The sequence below is a fragment of the Burkholderia sp. BDU5 genome, from assembly GCF_001522845.1.
Classification (GTDB): domain Bacteria; phylum Pseudomonadota; class Gammaproteobacteria; order Burkholderiales; family Burkholderiaceae; genus Burkholderia; species Burkholderia mayonis.
This window is the reverse complement of record NZ_LOWC01000046.1, coordinates 1-18,307: the sequence shown is the minus strand read 5'-3', so window position 1 is coordinate 18,307 and position 18,307 is coordinate 1. Positions and strand designations below refer to the sequence as shown.

Here is an 18,307-nt window from a genome sequence, read left to right as displayed (position 1 = left end):
TTCAGGAATCCAACGCGCTCATGACCCTCGATTGGCTCCATCTCGGCACCTTCATCGGCCTCGCACACGTGCTCGGCGTGATCGCGGCCTGCCACGCGATCCTGAATACGCGCACGTCGCAAGGCGCGATCGCATGGGCGGTGTCGTTAACGGCGATGCCGTACCTGACGCTGATCCCGTATCTGTTCCTCGGCCGCAGCAAGTTCTCCGGATACGTCGACGCGCGCCGTCACGAGACCGAGGCGCTGCGCACCCGCGCGCATCCGGCGCCGTGGGACGCCGAGGGCTCGACGCTCGGCGCGCCAAAGGACGCGCTCGGCCTCGCGCGCGTGCGCGCGCTCACGCGCCTCGTCGGGATGCCGTTCGTCGCCGGCAACACGGTGCGCACGCTCGTCAACGGCGACGCGACGTTCTCCGCGATCCTCGCGGCGATCGACGCCGCGCACAGCTACGTGATCGTCCAGTTCTTCATCGTCCGCGACGACGCGCTCGGCGCGATGCTGCGCGATACGCTGATCGCGCGCGCGCAAGCGGGCGTGCGCTGCTATCTGCTGTACGACAGCATCGGCAGCTTCGATCTGCCGTCGAGCTACGTGCATGCGCTGCGCGAAGGCGGCGTCGAAGTGCATCCGTTCGCGACCAACAAGCAGTTCGTCAACCGCTTCCAGCTCAACTTCCGCAATCACCGCAAGATCGTCGTGGTCGACGGCGAGCGCGCGTTCGTCGGCGGACACAACGTCGGCGTCGAATATCTCGGCGGCAATCCGCGCCTTACGCCATGGCGCGACACGCACATCGAGGTGCGCGGTCCCGCCGTCGCGAACATTCAGTACGTGTTCGCCGAGGACTGGCACTGGGCGACGCAGTCGCTGCCGCCGCAGGCGCTGCCGCCCGCGCCCGTTCCCGACGCCGACATGCACTGCCTCGTCGTGCCGATGGGTCCCGCCGACAAGCAGGAGACGGGTTCGCTCTTCTTCGCGGAGGCGATCAACGCGGCGCGCGAGCGCGTGTGGATCACGACGCCCTACCTCGTGCCCGACGAGGCGGTGATCTCCGCGCTGAAGCTCGCGGTGATGCGCGGCGTCGACGTGCGGGTGCTGATCCCGAGCCGGCGCGATCACTACGTCGTGTTCGAAGCGTCGAAGCTCTATGCGCGCGATCTCGTCGACGCGGGCGTGCGGATCTTTCGCTACCGGCCCGGCTTCCTGCATCAGAAGGTCGTGCTGATCGACCGCGCGGCGGCTGCCGTCGGCAGCGCGAACCTCGACAACCGGTCGTTCCGGCTGAATTTCGAGATCATGGTGCTGACCGTCGACGAAGGTTTCGCGACCGAAGTCGAAGCGATGCTAGAACGCGACTTCAATGATGCGTTCGAAGTGGATCTGAGCGAGTACCGGCGCTCGCCCGCGTGGCGGCGCGTCGCGATGCATATCGCGCGGCTGTTCGCACCGATTCTCTGACGTCGGGCGCATCGCGCGCACGCGCGCGCCGTCGGCCCGAGCCGAAGCCTACCTCGCCGAATCGATTCTGGTCCGACAAATGACGGAGGCATCCCGATGAAATGCGTGATGTTCTATCAGATGGCGCCGGACGGCCTCGCGAAGGCCGCCACGCTCGGCGCCGCGCACGTCGCACGGCTGCGCGAATTCCACGCGCGCGGCGCGCTGCTGATGGCAGGACCGTTCGCCGATCCTGCGCAGGGCGCGCTCGGCATTTTCACGAGCCGCGAAGCTGCGGAAGAATTCGCGAGCGGCGATCCGTTCGTGACGGACGGCGCCGTGAGCAATTGGACGCTTCAGGATTGGAACGAAGTGCTGACGTAGCCGCCCGCCGCGGGTCGAACATGCACCGGCGCGCGTCGCGTCTAGGACTGCTCGGGCCTCGGCACCGGAACGCGTTCCATCATGGACGCGCCGCGCCGCTCGCCCACTTCGCAGCAATCGAGCGCGACATCGTCGGACGCAACGTCCGCGACGCCGCGCCGCCGAAGGTGCGCTCACCATGCGCCCCGCTCGGACGCCGCACCGCTACGCCCGCGCGCCGGGAAACGCAGCCGGCCTTCGATCAGCCAATCGGCCACTCGCCCTTTCAACCCCGGCGCATCCGACGCGCGCCGCCGCCCGGCTCAGAGCAGCATCTCGACGTCTTCGGCGATATCGTCGGGCTTCGTCGACGGCGCATAGCGTTTCACGATCTCGCCTTCGCGGTTCACGAGAAATTTTGTGAAATTCCACTTGATTGCCTTGAGGCCGAGAATGCCGGGCGCCTCTTCGGTCAGATAGCGGTACAGCGGATGCGCATTCGCGCCGTTCACGTCGATCTTCGCGAACATCGGAAACGTGACGCCGAAGTTCTTCTCGCAGAACGCGCCGATCTGCGACGCGTCGCCCGGCTCCTGCTTGCCGAACTGGTTGCACGGAAAGCCGAGCACGACGAGCCCGCGTTCGCGAAAGCGGTCGTACAGTTGCTGCAGCCCCCCGTATTGCGGCGTAAACCCGCACTCGCTCGCGGTGTTGACGATGAGGAGCACCTTGCCCCGGTACTGCTCGAGCGACACCTCGCCGCCCGTGAGCGCCTGCGCGCTGAATGAATAAAGTTCCGACATCGGTTCGTTCCTCCCTGTTTTGATAGGGTCATGCCGTCCGCGGAAGTCTAGGCGAATTCGGCGCCATGCGCACACTCTACCGTCCGGACGATCCCCCGCTTGCGGCTCGCAGTCTAGAATAGCGATTTTTCCAAGCATTTTTCGCCGTGATCCGTTTCAATCAGTTCAGCCTCGCCCGCGGCACGAAGCCGCTCTTCGACGCGACCTCGTTCACGCTGAATCCAGGCGAGAAGGCGGGCCTCGTCGGCGCGAACGGTGCCGGCAAATCGACGCTCTTCGCGGTGCTGCGCGGCGAGCTGCACGCGGATGCGGGCGACTTCGCGATGCCGCCGTCGTGGCGCATCGCGCATGTATCGCAGGAGACGCCCGCCGTCGACCGCAGCGCGCTCGACTACACGCTCGACGGCGACGCCGCGCTGCGCGCGATCGAGGCGCGCATCGCGCAAGCGTCCGCCGCGCACGACGGCGCAGCCGAAGCCGAAGCGCATGCGGCGTTCGCCGACGCCGACGGCTACACCGCCCCCGCGCGCGCCGAAGCGCTGCTGCTCGGGCTCGGCTTCACGCTCGCGCAGACACGCGAAAGCGTCTCGAGTTTCTCGGGCGGCTGGCGGATGCGTCTCAATCTTGCGCAGGCGCTGATGTGCCGCTCCGACCTGCTGCTCCTCGACGAACCGACGAACCACCTGGATCTCGACGCGATCGTCTGGCTCGAAGACTGGCTGCATCGCTATCCGGGCACGCTCGTCGTGATCTCGCACGACCGCGAATTCCTCGACGCCGTCTGCGGCGTGACGCTGCACCTGGAGAATCGCCAGGTGAAGCGCTACGGCGGCAATTACTCGCAATTCGAAGTGCTGCGCGCGCTGCAGCTCGAGCTGCAGCAAAGCGCTTACGAGAAGCAGCGGAAGACGATCGAACACCTGCAGAGCTTCATCGACCGCTTCAAGGCGAAGGCGACGAAGGCAAAGCAAGCGCAAAGCCGGATGAAGGCGCTCGAGAAGATGGAGTTGATCGCGCCGGCGCACATCGCGTCGCCGTTCACGTTCGAGTTCCGCACGCCCAACTCCGCGCCGAACCCGATGCTCGTGATGGAGGACGTGCGCTGCGGGTATCGTGCGGACGACGGCGGCGAGATTCCGATCGTCGAGCGCGTCGCGCTATCGATTCAGAACGGCCAGCGGATCGGCCTCCTCGGCGCGAACGGCCAGGGCAAGTCGACGCTCATCAAGACGCTCGCGAGCACGCTCGCGCCGCTCGCGGGCGACATGCGCACCGGAAAAGGCCTCACGATCGGATATTTCGCGCAGCATCAGCTCGAGACGCTGCGTCCCGACGATTCGGCGCTCGCGCATCTCGCGCGACTCGCGCCCGACACGCGCGAGCAGGAACTGCGCGATTTCCTCGGCGGATTCAACTTCTCGGGCGACATGGCGACCGCGCCGATCGCGCCGTTCTCGGGCGGCGAGAAGGCGCGACTCGCGCTCGCGCTCATCATCTGGCAGAAGCCGAACCTGCTGCTCCTCGACGAGCCGACCAACCACCTTGATCTCGAGACGCGCCACGCGCTCACGATGGCGCTCGCGCAATTCGAAGGCACGCTGATCCTCGTGTCGCACGACCGCCACTTGCTGCGCGCGACGACCGACCAGTTCATGCTCGTCGCAAAGCACCGGCTGCAGCCGTTCGACGGCGATCTCGACGACTATCGCGACTGGCTGCTGCAGCACGCGGCCGAACAGCGCGCGGCGGCAAAGGGCGATTCGGGCTCGGCGAGCGACGACAACGGCGCGACCGCGTTCAACCGCAGGGATCAGAAGCGCCAGGAAGCGGAAGCGCGCCAACGGCTGTCGCAATTGAAGAAGCCGCTGCAGACGCGCATTGCGAAGATCGAGAAGGAAATGGAGCGGCTCCACGCCGAAAAGGCGGAGCTCGATGCGTTCGTCGCCGATCCGGCGAGCTACGCGGCGGAACAGAAGGTGCAACTCACCGATGCGATCCGCAAGCTGGGCGACGTCAATGGCCGCATCGAAGCGCTCGAAGCCGACTGGCTCGGCACGCAGGACGAACTGGAGAAAATCGGGTAGCGCGAGCGGCGCGCCGATGTCGGATCGCGCCGACGCCCTGTAGCGGGAAATCAGCGCCGCGGCAGCGTATCGCGCGGCATCTGCTCGTCGTCGACCATCAGATAGCGACGGCCTTCGAGCGGCCGGCGGATCATCGCGTAGACTTCCGCCTCGGTCACGTTGACGGCGGCGACGCGGCGGGCGATCCGCCCGTCTCCGCCAACCCATTCGACGATCCGGCAACCACCGCCCCACGGCGCGCCGATCGGCTCGGACACGCGGCAACCCCGCACGTTGTACGTGCGCTTTTGCGCACCTGAATGATGAGATCGTTTCAACACGCTTCCCTTTTCCGCATCATGCGGTAGACAACCTGGGCAAGCATAGAAAAAAACAGGCTGCAAAAGGGTTACATCAGCGTACCAAAACGTTACATGGTTTTACACCCCCGATCGGCGCGCAAAAGGCGCGGGGCCAGAACCCGCCGGCTCACCTCCGCGCTCATTCGAGCACGCGAATCTGATCGATCGCCTGCTCGATCCGCTCGACCGCATGCACGCGAAGCCCGTCAATCGGTTGTTTCGGCGCGTTCGCCTTCGGAATCAGCGCGGTCGTGAAGCCGAGCTTCGCCGCTTCGCGCAGGCGTTCCTGCCCGCGCGGCGACGGCCGGATCTCGCCCGCGAGCCCGACTTCGCCGAATACGATCAGGCCCTTTGGCAACGGTTTGTTACGCATCGACGAATGAATCGCGAGCAGCACCGCGAGGTCGGCGGCCGGCTCGGTAATCTTGACGCCGCCGACGGCGTTCAGGAACACGTCCTGATCGAAGCACGCGATCCCCGCGTGCCGGTGCAGCACGGCGAGCAGCATCGCGAGCCGGTTCTGCTCGAGGCCGACCGCGAGCCGGCGCGGATTCGGCACGTTCGCGGTGTCGACGAGCGCCTGGACCTCGACGAGGAGCGGCCGCGTGCCTTCCTGCGTGACGAGCACGCACGAACCCGGCACGACCGCCGTGTGCTGCGACAGGAACAGCGCGGACGGATTCGCGACGCCGCGCAGGCCGCGCTCCGTCATCGCGAACACGCCAAGCTCGTTGACCGCGCCGAAGCGGTTCTTGAACGCGCGCACGAGACGGAACGACGAATGCGTATCGCCTTCGAAATACAGCACGGTGTCGACGATGTGCTCGAGCACGCGCGGGCCCGCGAGGTTGCCCTCCTTCGTCACGTGCCCGACCATGATGATCGCGGTGCCCGATTGTTTCGCGATGCGCGTCAATTGCGCCGCGCATTCGCGCACCTGCGCGACCGAGCCGGGCGCCGACGTCAGCGCTTCCGAATAGATCGTCTGGATCGAGTCGATGACCGCGACGTCGGGCCGCTCGGCGTCGATCGTCGCCTGGATCTTCTCGAGCTGGATTTCGGCAAGGAGCTTCAGATCGGCCGCGCTCGCGCCGCTGCCGTCGAGGAGCGCAAGCCGCTGAGCACGCAGTGCGATCTGCGCGCCCGATTCCTCACCGCTGATATAAAGTGCCGGCCGCTCGTTCGCGATCTGCGCGAGCGACTGCAACAGCAGCGTCGACTTGCCGATCCCCGGATCGCCGCCGATCAGCACGACGCCGCCCGCGACGAGTCCGCCGCCCAGCACCCGGTCGAATTCGCCGATCCCGGTCGAAAAGCGCGGCACGTCGGCCGCCTCGATGTCCGCGAGCCGCTGCACCGGCGCCTGCTTCGCGAGCGACTGGAAGCGGTGCGCGGACGGCGAACTCTCGACCGACTCGACGAGGGTGTTCCATGCCTGGCACGACGGGCATTGCCCCTGCCACTTCGGCGTCTGCCCGCCGCACTCGGCGCAGACGAATACCGTCTTCTGCTTCGCCACGCGCGCCCCCTTATTCAGCGCGCACCGGCACGCGCGGGGCGACCGCGCACATCAGCTCGTAGCCGACCGTCCCGCATTGCGCGGCGACGTCGTCGATGGGGAGCGTCTCGCCCCACAGTTCGACCCGCGAGCCGACGCCCGCCTGCGGCACGGGCGTGAGATCGACGGTGATCATGTCCATCGACACGCGGCCGACGAGCCGAGTGCGCACGCCGTCGACGACGACGGGCGTGCCCTCGGGCGCGACTCGCGGATAGCCGTCCGCGTAGCCGCACGCGACGACGCCGATTCGCATCGTGTCCTGCGCGGCGAACACGGAGCCGTAGCCGACCGTCTGTCCCTTCGCGAGCGTCTGCACGGCGATCAGCTCGGACGAGAGCGTCATCGTCGGCTTCAGGCCCTTGTCGGCAATGTCCGCCGAGCGCCCGGACGGCGACGCGCCGTACAGCATGATGCCGGGCCGCACCCAGTCGAAGTGCGTCGACGGGTGCCAGAGCACGGCGGCCGAGTTCGCGAGGCTGCGCGCGCCGGCGATCCCTTCCGCGCCGCGCTCGAACGTGGCCATCTGCTCGGCCACGCCGCGTTCGCTGTCGGCGTCCGAAAAATGGGTCATCAACGTGATCTGGCCGATGCCGGGGCATGCGCGCGCCCGCTCCCACGCCGAGCGGAACTTCTCCGGCGTGTAGCCGAGCCGGTTCATCCCGCTGTTCATCTTGAGCTGGACGTTAACGGGCTTCGACAGCCGCGCGGTTTCGAGCATCCGCATCTGCTCGTCGTTGTGCACCGCCGTCGTCAGGCTGTAGCGGTCGATCACGTCGATGTCGGTCGACCGGAAGTAGCCTTCGAGCAGCAGGATCGGACCCGCCCAGCCGAGCTCGCGCAGCTTCACGGCCTCGTCGAGGTCGAGGAGGCCGAAACCGTCGGTGCCGCGCAGCCCGGGAAAGACCCGCGCGAGGCCGTGCCCGTAAGCGTTCGCCTTGACGATCGCCCACACCTTCGAGCGGGCGGCGTGGCGGCGCACGACGGTAAGATTGTTCGCGAGGGCTGCGGTGTGGATCGTGGCGGAAATCGGGCGCGGCATAGGAAATTTCAGTAAAGACGCTTGCGAATCATCAGCTTATCGCGCCTTTTGGGCGCGACGCGAACCATGCGCGGAACGTTCGGGGAATGTTGCTAGTCCGAATTGACGTATTTTCATGATATAAAGCCGTGCGCACAACCCATTTCGAACGGAATAAGTCCGATTGCACGGCCCGCGCGGCCGAGCCGCCGCGAGGAAAGCATCGCTTCAGATGAAAAAAGGTTTTTACTCCATCATGGCCGCGCAGTTTTTCTCGTCGTTGGCCGACAGCGCTCTTCTCATCGCCGCAATCGCCCTGCTCAAAGATCTCCACGCGCCGAACTGGATGATACCGCTCCTGAAGCTGTTCTTCGTCCTGTCGTACGTGGTGCTCGCCGCCTTCGTCGGCGCATTCGCCGATTCTCGCCCGAAAGGGCGCGTGATGTTCATCACCAATTCGATCAAGGTCGTCGGCTGCCTCATCATGCTGTTCGGCGCGCACCCGCTCGTCGCGTACGGAATCGTCGGCTTCGGCGCCGCCGCCTATTCGCCCGCGAAGTACGGCATTCTGACCGAACTCCTGCCGCCCGAGCGGCTCGTCGCCGCGAACGGCTGGATCGAAGGCACGACGGTCGGCTCGATCATCCTCGGCACGGTGCTGGGCGGCGCGCTCATCAGCCCGAAGATCGCATCGCACGTGATCGCGCATACGCCGCCTTCGATCAACACGCCCGCCGAAGCGGCGATGCTCGTCATCATGGCGATCTACGTCACGGCCGCGCTCTTCAATCTGCGCATCCCCGACACGGGCGCGCGCTATCCGAGGCAGCAGCACGGTCCGCTCAAGCTCGTCACCGATTTCGCCGACTGTTTCACGGCGCTCTGGCGCGACAAGCTCGGCCAGATCTCGCTCGCCGTCACGACACTCTTCTGGGGCGCGGGCGCGACGCTGCAGTTCATCGTCCTCAAGTGGGCGGAAGTGTCGCTCGGCATGTCGCTGTCCGAAGGCGCGATCCTGCAGGCGGTGGTCGCACTCGGCGTCGCGGCGGGCGCGATGATCGCGGCGAGCCGGATTCCGCTGCGCAAGTCGCTGACCGTGCTGCCGGTGGGCATCATCATGGGCATCGCGGTGATGCTGATGGCGTTCTACACGCGCGACCTGTTCCCCGCGCACTGGGCGCTGCACATCGGGCGCATGCACACGCCCGTCTACCTGCTCGTCGCGTACGTGTTCCTGATGTTCGTCGGCGCGCTGTCGGGCTTCTTCGTCGTGCCGATGAACGCGCTCCTCCAGCATCGCGGCCACGTGCTGCTGTCGGCCGGACATTCGATCGCGGTGCAGAACTTCAACGAGAACCTATCCGTACTCGTGATGCTCTGCCTGTACGCTGCGCTCGTGTGGCTCGACGTGCCGGTCGGCGTCGTGATCGTGCTGTTCGGCACGTTCGTCTGCCTGACGATGTGGCTCGTGATGCGGCTGCACGTCGCGAATCAGCGCCGCTTCGATTCGGTCGCCCTCATCGGCGAATCGAAACACTGATGCGCGGTGCGGGCGCGCATTCGCCGCGCCGCCGCCCGCGCCTTCTCCCCGCGTTTTTCATCGACGCATCCCGCCCATGACCCGACCGATTCCCAACGCGCTCACGATCGCCGGCTCCGACTCCAGCGGCGGCGCAGGCATTCAGGCCGACCTGAAGACCTTTTCCGCGCTCGGCGCGTACGGCGCGAGCGTGATCACCGCGCTCACCGCGCAGAACACGCGCGGCGTGACGGACGTGCACGCGCCCGACGCTGGCTTCGTCGCCGCGCAGCTTGATGCCGTGTTCGACGACATTCGCATCGACGCGGTGAAGATCGGCATGCTCGCGAACGCGTCGATCGTGCGCGCGGTCGCGGCGGCGCTCGCGCGCTACGCGCCGCGTCACGTCGTGCTCGACACGGTGATGATCTCGAAGAGTTCGCACGCGCTCCTCGCGCCCGACGCGATCGACGCGCTGCGCAACGCGTTGCTGCCGCTCGCCGATCTCGTCACGCCGAATCTGCCGGAAGCGGCCGAGCTGCTCGGCGTCGCGATCGCGACGACCGAGGACGAGATGGTGCATCAGGGCAAAGCGCTCGTCGCGCGCGGCGCGAAGGCGGTGCTGATGAAGGGCGGTCATCTCGGCACCGAGCATGAGAGCCCGGACTGGCTGATTCACACGGGCGGCGCGCAGCGCTTCCCGGGCACGCGGCTGCCGGTCGCGAACACGCACGGCACGGGGTGCACGCTGTCGTCGGCGATCGCCGCGCTGCTGCCGCAGCGGCCGACACTCGCGGATGCGATCGCCGACGCGAAAACCTATCTGACGGGTGCGATCGGCGCGAGCGGGCAACTCGACGTCGGGCATGGCGTCGGGCCGGTCCATCATTTCTATCGATGGTGGTGAGCGGGCCGAGATCGGTGCGGGGGTTCGAGAGACTCAGGAAGCACGGCTTTCGCATCGTCCGGTCGCCGGTTCTCGCCGACCCCGCGCTTCTCACGCGCCGCACTGTGCCGACGCGATAACGCGCGTGTCGCGCTCGGGCATCATGCCCGGATCGATTGCTTCGTGCGCCGATGCGAGCGCATTGCGTGCGCTGTGCGTCGCGACGCACGAGCGCCTCGTCGAGCGCGGCTTCAACGCGCACAAACAAGCGAACGAGCGTCGGGCATCTAGCACCCGACAACAAGCGCAAGCGGATTCCGCATGAAACGCTCCTGCAGCCCAAAACCCTCGCCATCCGAACCGTGCATCAACGCGCAGCAAACGCCGCCGCACGTTCCGGCCAATCGTCAGGCACGATGAAGCCGCGCACGGTTTCGCGCCACACCGCGTCGTCATCGCGCGCGAGCGCCGCGACGAGCGACGGCCCCGGCTGCCCCGCGACCTGCGCGAGAACCGCATCCGCCGCGAGCAGCGCGCCAGGGCCCTGCGTCGCCGTCGCATCGTCGATCGCGCGCGGCGCGAGCCACGCGAGACGCGGCAGCGCCGCCCACGCGACGTCGCGCCCCCGCTGCGCGTCGGCGAACGCCGGCCACGCGTCGCGCGTGACCCAGAAGCCGCGCGGATGATCGACGTCGATTTCGGGCGGATCGGCGATCGCGCCGTTTGCCTTCGCGTCGCCCACGCGATGGAACAGCCACCCTTTCACGAGCATCTGCGCACGCCACGGCCCCGCGTGACCGAGCGACGCGAACTCGTCGCGCCGCGTCAGCAGCAGTTGATGATCGACGAGCCGCGCGCGCTTCAGATCGAAGCGGTCGGCAAGATTTGGTCCGACGAAGTCGGCAAGCGACGCAGCACCCGACATCGCGACGCATAGATAGCACTTGACCGCGAGCTCCCAATGCAGGCGCTCGCCGCGCGCGGTCTCGATCAGGAAATCGCACTCGCCGAGCGTGCGGCCGTTGAGGCGCAGCGGCAGATTCGCGGCGACGAGGCGCAGCGACGGCGCATGCCCGACGAAATAGCCGAGCAGGCATTCGGCGTAGCGGCCGAGTCGCACCGGCCGCATCTGTGCAAGCGCGTCGTGCAGCGGCGCGGGCTGCGCGTCGAGCGCGACGAGCCACGCCGCCGTCTGCGCCGCATCGGCGACGCTCGCCCAAGGCTGCGCAAGCGGCGCGCCCGCCGACGGCGCGAGCAGGCTCGCGCTCGACAGCAGCCATGCGAGATCGCGCACGGCCGCATCGCGCAATGCGCTCAGCGGCACGGGCGACGCCGCGGCATTCATTGCGGGTCGGCGGCGGGCGCGGCGTTCCGGTAGGTATCGTTCGCGAGGCACAGATCGGACCAGGCCTTCGCCTTGTCCTGCAGGCTGCGCAGCAGATACGCCGGATGGTACGTGACGATCACGGGCACGCCTTCGTACTGATGCACGCGCCCGCGCATCGACGCGATGCTCGCGTCGGTCTTGAGGAGCGTCTGCGCGGCGAAGCGGCCGAGCGCGACGATCAGCTTCGGTTTCACGAGCGCGACCTGCCGCTGCAGATACGGCTCGCAGCGCGCGACTTCATCCGGCTCCGGATTACGGTTGCCAGGCGGGCGGCACTTGATCACGTTCGCGATGTAGACATCCTCGCCGCGTTTGAGCGCGAGCGCGCGCAGCATGTTGTCGAGCAGCTTGCCCGCCTGGCCGACGAACGGCTCGCCCTGCTTGTCCTCGTTCTCGCCCGGCGCCTCGCCGACCAGCATCCAGTCGGCGTTTTCGTCGCCGACGCCGAACACCGTGTTCGTGCGCTTCTCGCAGAGGCGGCAGCGCTGGCAGTCGGCGACGCGCGCGCGCAGTTCGTCCCAGCCGAGCTCGGCGGCGACGGACGGCGCAGGCGCAGCCGCGCGCTTCGCGGCCACGTCCGGCAGCGCGGGCTCGAACACCGGCTCGAGATCGAACCACGACGTGTCGTCGTCGGGTTCCGCCGCGCCCGGACCATCGGCTCGCGCGGACGGCGCGTGTGCCGATGCGGCGCTCGCGTTCGCCGCTGCGCTCGGCGCGCCGGCGTCTTGCGGGAAGCCGGCGGAATCGGGCGAGCCGCCGCGCGTCGGCTCGCGACGCGCGGCGCGCGCGGCCGGCTGCTCGACCGGCGCTGCATGCTCGGCCATCGAATTTTGTGCGCCCTGCGCACTCTGCCCGGATGACGCGGCCATCGCCCGCGCGTCAGCATCGGTCGCGACCTCTTGCACGTGCGCATCGGCCGCCAGCGGCGCGCGTACCGAGCGACCGCCGACCGCCGACGCCGGCTCGGCCGCATCCGATGTGTGCGCCGCGGCACGCGTCGGCTCGGCGGCAGGCACCGTCGCGGCACCTGCGGCGCGCGCGACGTCGCGCGCCTTCTCACGCGGCGCGCTTTCGCGGGCCGCGCCATGCGCGGCGTCGGACACCGCTTGCGTAGCCGCTGCCGCGCCGTGTTCCGCCGTCGCCGCGTCCTGCTGCACGCCCTCGACACGCGCGAACCCGCGCCGCACCCATGCGGGCGCAAGCCCCAGCTCTTCGAGCGCCGCTTCAACCAACGCCATGCACGCCTCCTTCCTTCGTCAATGCGAGACGCATCACGATTGCGTCCTCCCGGCTCCGATGCTTGGCCGGATAGTAATTCCTGCGCCGCCCGATCGACATGAAGCCGAAGCGCTCGTACAGATGAATCGCACGCGGATTCGACGGCCGCACTTCGAGCAGCACGCCGTCGAGACGCTCGGCGCGCGCGATCCGCACCGCCTCGCGCAGCAGCGCGAGGCCGACGCCCGAGCACTGCGCGGCGGGCGCGACGCACAGATTCAGCAGATGCATCTCGTCGACGACGGGCATCAGCACGCAATAGCCGACGAGCACGCCCGTCACGTGACGCATGCAGACGCCGAAGTAGCCGTTGCGCAGCGAGTCCTCGAAGTTGCCGCGCGACCACGGGAATTCGTACGCGGCGCGCTCGATCTCGACGACTTCGTCGAGATCGGCGTCCGTCATCGGCGTCAGACAACGATCGGTCATCAGCACGCCGCTCATCGGCTGCCTCCGTCCGCGCGCGCGGCGAGCCGCTCGGCGGTGGTCTGCGCAACCTTGTCGCGCACGTATTCGGGCGCCGCGCGATCGGCCGGCACGACGCGGCCCGCGCGGTAGGCGCGCAGCGCGACGTGCGCGATCGGCAGCGCATGCGGGAGCGCGTCCGGATCGATCGCCTGCGCGCGCGCGCAGGCGGGCAGGCGATCGCCGAACGCGTGCGCCGCATTGCCGGCAAGCACGAACGGCGCGTCAGGCACCCGCACGTCGGCGGGCGCGGCGAGCGACGCCGGCGCGATCTCGCGCCATTCGCCCGCCGCCTCGTCCCACGCATAGTCGGCCCAATAGACCTCGTCCATCCGCGCATCGAGCGCGGCGAGCACGCGCGTCACGCGGCCCGCCGCGCCGCCCGCGTTGAGCCGTGCCGCCTCCGCGCACGCGACGAGCGTGCCGACCGGCACGACGGGCAGCGCGCGCCCGAACGCGAGCCCTTGCACGACGCCCGTCGCGGTGCGCAGCCCGGTAAACGAGCCCGGTCCCGCGCCGAACGCGATCGCGTCGCAGTCGACGAACGCGAGTCCCGCTTCGTCGAGCACCTCGCGCACGGCAGGCAGCACGCGCGTGCTCGACACGGCGCCCGTCCGCTCGTGGCGGACCCAGGTTCGGATGGAAGGAGCGTCGTCGGCCGCGGCGGCCGCGACGAGCAGCGCGACCGAGCAGAACTCGGTCGACGTGTCGATGGCGAGGAGCACTGTTTGCGTCATGGCCGACATTGTAATGCGACGCCCAGCCCGCACGGGCGATCCGGTCCGATTCGCGCGCGCTTTCGTGCGCGGATCAGTTTGGAAGGAACGCTCGACCCGCCGCCCGCCCGCGCTTGCTAAGATCGTCGGCCTGGAAAAGCCAGCCTGGAAACCTTACGGAGACACCCATGAGCGACATCACCGCCCAATTCGAGCAAGCGCAGATCGACGTGAAGCAGCTGACCGAGCGCCCCGGCAACCTGACGCTGCTGCGCCTCTACGCGCTCTTCAAGCAGGCGACCGACGGCGACGTGCACGGCGACAAGCCGGGCTTCACCGACATCGTCGGCAAGTACAAGTACGACGCATGGGACGCGCTGAAGGGCACGGCGAAGGACGATGCGAAGAAGCAATACGTCGAGCTCGTCGAATCGCTGAAAAACGGCACCGCGTCCTGACGCGGCGCACGCGGCGGGGCCGGTTCGCGCCGGTCGCGCCCGGCCGGCGGACGCGATGCGCATCGTCCGCAACGGGCGAAATCGATGCTGGCGCAGCGCAGCAAAAAAATGTACAATGCGCGCTGCGCGTCGCGACGGGCGGTCTTTCCGGTCCATGCCGGCAGTCCTCTTCGCCAGCGTTCCATAGCGTTTCGCTCCAATCCAGTTTAGAACCTGTCCCTTCCTGCGTAGCCCCTTGCGGGCTGTCAAGTCTCAGGCTGGCGGCATGTGCATCGATTGCACGCCGCACCCAAAACAGCTTCTAACGAAATTGTTGTCCGCACGTCCACGACATGCGGACAATCGCCACGTTTCCCGAATTGCTCGATGAATCCGTCGACTTGGGTATGCGCGATTGGCGCGGCGTTCAACCCACTGTGTTTCAAGGATTGACATGACTTCGAGCAATTCCCTCAGCCCGCTCACCGCGATCGCCGACCAGGCGCTCGGCCTCGACGACGCCGCACCGCAGCCTGCCGGCGACGACCGCCGCGAACCCGCCTCGGACGAGCCGACCTTCGCATCGCTCGGCCTGTCGCCCGAGATCGTCTCGGCGCTGCAGGCGGCCGGCTACGCGAAGCCGACGCCCGTCCAGCAACGCGCGATTCCGGCCGGCATCGCGGGCCGCGACCTTCTCGTGTCGAGCCCGACGGGCTCGGGCAAGACGGCCGCGTTCATGCTGCCCGCGATCGAGCGTTTCGCGCAGCTTCAAAAGACGCAGGCGCGGCCGCCGCGCGAACCGCAGGAAGGCGAGCGCCGCGGCCGCCGTCCGCAGCCCGTCGCGCGCCCCGGCCTCCTCGTCCTCACGCCGACGCGCGAACTCGCGATGCAGGTGACGACGGCCGCCTCGACGTACGGCAAGCACCTGCGCCGCCTGCGCACCGTCAGCATCCTCGGCGGCGTCGCGTACGGCCAGCAATTGATGCTGCTCGCGAAGAACCCCGAGATCCTCGTCGCGACGCCGGGGCGCCTGCTCGACCACCTCGAGCGCGGCCGCATCGATTTGTCCGAACTGAAGATGCTCGTCCTCGACGAAGCCGACCGCATGCTCGACATGGGCTTCATCGACGACATCGAAACGATCGTCGCCGCGACGCCCGCGACGCGCCAGACGATGCTGTTCTCGGCGACGCTCGACGGCAAGATCGGCTCGCTGACGAGCCGTCTGCTGAAGGACCCGGAGCGCATTGAAATCACCCAGCGCCTCGAGTCGCGCGCGAACATCGCGCAAACCGTGCACTACGTCGACGACCGCGATCACAAGGATCGTCTGCTCGATCACCTGCTGCGCGACACCGCGCTCGACCAGGCGATCATCTTCACGGCAACCAAGATCGACGCCGACCAGCTCGCCGGCCGCCTCGCGGACGCGGGCTTCGAATCGGCCGCGCTGCACGGCGACCTGCCGCAAGGCGCGCGCAACCGCACGATCCGTGCGCTGCGCGAGCGCCGCGTGCGCGTGCTCGTCGCGACCGACGTCGCCGCGCGCGGCATCGACATCCCCGGCATCACGCACGTGTTCAATTACGACCTGCCGAAGTTCGCCGAGGATTACGTGCACCGGATCGGCCGCACGGGCCGCGCGGGCCGCTCGGGCACCGCAGTGAGCCTCGTCCATCACGCCGAGCAAGGCGCGCTCAAGCGGATCGAGCGCTTCGTGCGCGCACCGCTGCCGGTGAACGTCGTCGAAGGCTTCGAGCCGCGCAAGGCGCCGCCGCGCAACGATCGCGGCAATGGAAACGGCCGCGGCCGTCCGGGCGGTAACGGTAACGGCGGCCGCCGGTTCGGCGGCAAGCCGGGCAGCGGCAACGGCGGCGGTCGCTCGGGCGGCTGGAGCGGCAAGCCGAGCGGCGGCAGCCGCGAAGGCTACGGCGCGCGCCGCAGTGACGGCCAGCGCGGCGGCCCGCGACGCGGCAATTCGGCAGCGTAAGCGGCTGCCCGGAGGCATGCCCGCGACGCGGGCATCGCCCCCTTCCCCTCATCGAGAACCGGCGCATCTGCGCCGGTTTTTGTTTGCGCCCGAGATTTCACGATGTGAAAAAATCTTTTGCGTCGTAAAAAAACATGTTGCGTGGCACAACCGAGGCCGTTGCAGCATAGAAAACCGCATTCCATAATGAGAAATTAAAAGTACAAGCATTTGATTTTTATAGGATATATTTTTTACAGTTTCGTGAAAAAGCCCCTGTTTTGATGCAGTCGATTTGCCTAGACTCTTATACAAGACTTCACGAACCGAATCGCCGAATCCGAACCGTGCCGTGCGTTTCGTGAAGTCAAAGATTTCATCTCTTCAGGCAACGACCACTCAAGGAGTACGCATCATGTCGCGTCAACAACAGGCTCAGGAACTGCAAAAGCAATGGGAAACCGATCCGCGCTGGAACGGCATCAAGCGCGCGTACGCGGCTGAAGACGTCGTGCGCCTGCGCGGCTCGATCCAGATCGAGCACACGCTCGCGAAGCGCGGCGCGGAAAAGCTGTGGAACCTCGTGAACAACGAGCCGTTCGTCAACGCACTCGGCGCGCTGACGGGCAACCAGGCGATGCAGCAGGTGAAGGCCGGCCTCAAGGCGATCTATCTGTCGGGCTGGCAAGTCGCGGGCGACGCGAACGTCGCGGGCGAAATGTACCCGGACCAGTCGCTGTACCCGGCGAACTCGGTGCCGCTCGTCGTCAAGCGCATCAACAACACGCTGACGCGCGCCGACCAGATCCAGTGGTCTGAAGGCAAGAACGAAGGCGACGAAGGCTACGTCGACTTCTTCGCGCCGATCGTCGCTGATGCGGAAGCCGGCTTCGGCGGCGTGCTGAACGCGTTCGAGCTGATGAAGGCGATGATCGAAGCGGGCGCGTCGGGCGTTCACTTCGAAGATCAGCTCGCGTCGGTGAAGAAGTGCGGCCACATGGGCGGCAAGGTGCTCGTGCCGACGCGCGAAGCGGTCGCGAAGCTCTCGGCCGCGCGTCTCGCGGCGGACGTGATGGGCACGCCGACCGTGCTGGTCGCCCGCACCGACGCGGAAGCAGCCGACCTGATCACGTCCGACGTCGATGACAACGACAAACCGTTCCTGACGGGCGAGCGCACGGTGGAAGGCTTCTTCCGCACGAAGCCGGGCCTCGAGCAGGCGATCTCGCGCGGCCTCGCGTATGCGCCGTACGCCGACCTGATCTGGTGCGAAACAGGCAAGCCGGACCTCGAGTACGCGAAGAAGTTCGCGGAAGCGATCCACAAGCAGTTCCCGGGCAAGCTGCTGTCGTACAACTGCTCGCCGTCGTTCAATTGGAAGAAGAACCTCGACGACGCGACGATCGCGAAGTTCCAGAAGGAACTCGGCGCGATGGGCTACAAGTTCCAGTTCATCACGCTGGCCGGCTTCCACGCGCTCAACTACTCGATGTTCAACCTCGCGCACGGCTATGCCCGCACGCAGATGAGCGCGTTCGTCGAGTTGCAGCAAGCGGAATTCGCGGCGGCCGACAAGGGCTTCACAGCGGTCAAGCATCAGCGCGAAGTCGGTACGGGCTACTTCGACGCAGTGACGCAGACGGTCGAACGCGAAGCGTCGACGACCGCGCTGCATGGTTCGACCGAAGACGAACAGTTCTTCGACGGCCAGAAAGTCGCCTGACCTCCGGCGGGCGCAGGCGCGCCGCGCGCGGCCACGAGCCGCCGCGGCGCGTATCCAGCAAGACCAAGACCATATCAGGGAGAATTCACCCGTCGCGCGCATGGTTGCGCCATGCCTGCCCAGGGTGCGCGGCGTCTCGCGACGTCGCTGACATTGAAGCGCGCCGGTCCCTGCCCGGCGCGCCTATTTTTTGGCTCATCGAGGAATTCCGGGGAACGCGGCGCGGATTTTGAGGAAGAAATATTCCTCGTCGCGGTACCCGTAAGCGCGACGCTTGATGACCTTGATGGTGTTGTTGATGCCTTCGACGACGCTGGT

The 18,307-nt window shown here is 67.4% G+C and carries 17 protein-coding genes; 8 read left to right on the top strand and 9 right to left on the bottom strand.

Features of this window, described 5'->3' with window-relative positions; genetic code table 11:
* The first annotated feature begins 20 nt into the window (after positions 1-20).
* Both cls and WS69_RS09170 read left to right on the top strand, forming a co-directional pair.
* Positions 21-1,460: a cardiolipin synthase gene (cls, locus tag WS69_RS09175; protein WP_059470474.1), complete on the top strand. Its 1,440-nt coding sequence runs from the start codon at positions 21-23 to the stop codon at positions 1,458-1,460.
* 96 nt (positions 1,461-1,556) lie between these two features.
* Entirely contained in the window at positions 1,557-1,823 is a 267-nt protein-coding gene (locus tag WS69_RS09170; RefSeq protein WP_059470473.1) for a YciI family protein, read from the top strand.
* Between the two features lie 302 nt (positions 1,824-2,125).
* On the opposite strand, the gene WS69_RS09165 is transcribed toward WS69_RS09170, so the two are convergent.
* A complete protein-coding gene (locus WS69_RS09165; protein ID WP_059470472.1) occupies positions 2,126-2,605 on the bottom strand; it encodes a glutathione peroxidase in 480 nt (159 codons plus the stop codon).
* Positions 2,606-2,751: 146 nt separating this feature from the next.
* Here WS69_RS09165 and WS69_RS09160 point away from each other — a divergent pair, with 146 nt between their 5' ends.
* Entirely contained in the window at positions 2,752-4,689 is a 1,938-nt protein-coding gene (locus tag WS69_RS09160; protein ID WP_059470471.1) for an ATP-binding cassette domain-containing protein, read from the top strand.
* Between the two features lie 50 nt (positions 4,690-4,739).
* On the opposite strand, the gene WS69_RS09155 is transcribed toward WS69_RS09160, so the two are convergent.
* The 3 genes from WS69_RS09155 to alr all read right to left on the bottom strand — a co-directional run bounded on the left by WS69_RS09155 (position 4,740) and on the right by alr (position 7,630).
* Positions 4,740-5,006, bottom strand: coding sequence for a DUF2866 domain-containing protein (locus WS69_RS09155; RefSeq protein WP_059470470.1), 267 nt, complete (start codon positions 5,004-5,006; stop codon positions 4,740-4,742).
* A gap of 163 nt (positions 5,007-5,169) precedes the next feature.
* Complete coding sequence (gene radA / locus WS69_RS09150) at positions 5,170-6,549, bottom strand: DNA repair protein RadA (RefSeq protein WP_059470469.1); 1,380 nt, start codon at positions 6,547-6,549, stop codon at positions 5,170-5,172.
* Between the two features lie 10 nt (positions 6,550-6,559).
* Positions 6,560-7,630 carry an alanine racemase gene (gene alr / locus WS69_RS09145; RefSeq protein ID WP_059470468.1) on the bottom strand — a complete coding sequence of 357 codons (1,071 nt, stop codon included), beginning with the start codon at positions 7,628-7,630 and terminating at the stop codon, positions 6,560-6,562.
* 211 nt (positions 7,631-7,841) lie between these two features.
* Between alr and lplT the strand changes: the two genes are divergently transcribed.
* On the top strand, positions 7,842-9,149 hold the full coding sequence (gene lplT / locus WS69_RS09140) for a lysophospholipid transporter LplT (RefSeq protein ID WP_059470467.1): 1,308 nt from the start codon (positions 7,842-7,844) through the stop codon (positions 9,147-9,149).
* Between the two features lie 76 nt (positions 9,150-9,225).
* Positions 9,226-10,035, top strand: coding sequence for a bifunctional hydroxymethylpyrimidine kinase/phosphomethylpyrimidine kinase (gene thiD / locus WS69_RS09135; RefSeq protein ID WP_059470466.1), 810 nt, complete (start codon positions 9,226-9,228; stop codon positions 10,033-10,035).
* A gap of 346 nt (positions 10,036-10,381) precedes the next feature.
* On the opposite strand, the gene WS69_RS09130 is transcribed toward thiD, so the two are convergent.
* From WS69_RS09130 to tsaB, 4 genes are read right to left on the bottom strand one after another with little or no spacing between them, the layout of a single operon-like run.
* Positions 10,382-11,359 carry a DUF1853 family protein gene (locus tag WS69_RS09130; RefSeq protein WP_059470465.1) on the bottom strand — a complete coding sequence of 326 codons (978 nt, stop codon included), beginning with the start codon at positions 11,357-11,359 and terminating at the stop codon, positions 10,382-10,384.
* On the bottom strand, positions 11,356-12,639 hold the full coding sequence (locus tag WS69_RS33140) for a uracil-DNA glycosylase (protein ID WP_059470464.1): 1,284 nt from the start codon (positions 12,637-12,639) through the stop codon (positions 11,356-11,358). Before WS69_RS33140 ends, WS69_RS09130 begins: the two co-directional genes overlap by 4 nt.
* Complete coding sequence (gene rimI, locus WS69_RS09120) at positions 12,626-13,123, bottom strand: ribosomal protein S18-alanine N-acetyltransferase (protein ID WP_059470463.1); 498 nt, start codon at positions 13,121-13,123, stop codon at positions 12,626-12,628. The genes WS69_RS33140 and rimI overlap by 14 nt, the downstream gene beginning before the upstream one ends.
* Positions 13,120-13,890, bottom strand: coding sequence for a tRNA (adenosine(37)-N6)-threonylcarbamoyltransferase complex dimerization subunit type 1 TsaB (gene tsaB / locus WS69_RS09115; protein ID WP_059470462.1), 771 nt, complete (start codon positions 13,888-13,890; stop codon positions 13,120-13,122). Before tsaB ends, rimI begins: the two co-directional genes overlap by 4 nt.
* A gap of 158 nt (positions 13,891-14,048) precedes the next feature.
* Here tsaB and WS69_RS09110 point away from each other — a divergent pair, with 158 nt between their 5' ends.
* The 3 genes from WS69_RS09110 to aceA all read left to right on the top strand — a co-directional run bounded on the left by WS69_RS09110 (position 14,049) and on the right by aceA (position 17,989).
* Positions 14,049-14,318 carry an acyl-CoA-binding protein gene (locus WS69_RS09110; RefSeq protein WP_010104699.1) on the top strand — a complete coding sequence of 90 codons (270 nt, stop codon included), beginning with the start codon at positions 14,049-14,051 and terminating at the stop codon, positions 14,316-14,318.
* A 433-nt stretch (positions 14,319-14,751) separates the two neighbouring features.
* Positions 14,752-16,287 carry a DEAD/DEAH box helicase gene (locus WS69_RS09105; RefSeq protein ID WP_059470461.1) on the top strand — a complete coding sequence of 512 codons (1,536 nt, stop codon included), beginning with the start codon at positions 14,752-14,754 and terminating at the stop codon, positions 16,285-16,287.
* A 394-nt stretch (positions 16,288-16,681) separates the two neighbouring features.
* The gene (aceA, locus tag WS69_RS09100) at positions 16,682-17,989 is read left to right on the top strand and encodes an isocitrate lyase (protein ID WP_059470460.1); all 1,308 of its coding nucleotides are present in this window, start codon (positions 16,682-16,684) and stop codon (positions 17,987-17,989) included.
* 195 nt (positions 17,990-18,184) lie between these two features.
* Here aceA and WS69_RS09095 read toward each other — a convergent pair.
* Positions 18,185-18,307, bottom strand: a 123-nt coding sequence (locus WS69_RS09095; protein ID WP_147299358.1) for a transposase, incomplete at its 5' end; no start/stop codon positions are given.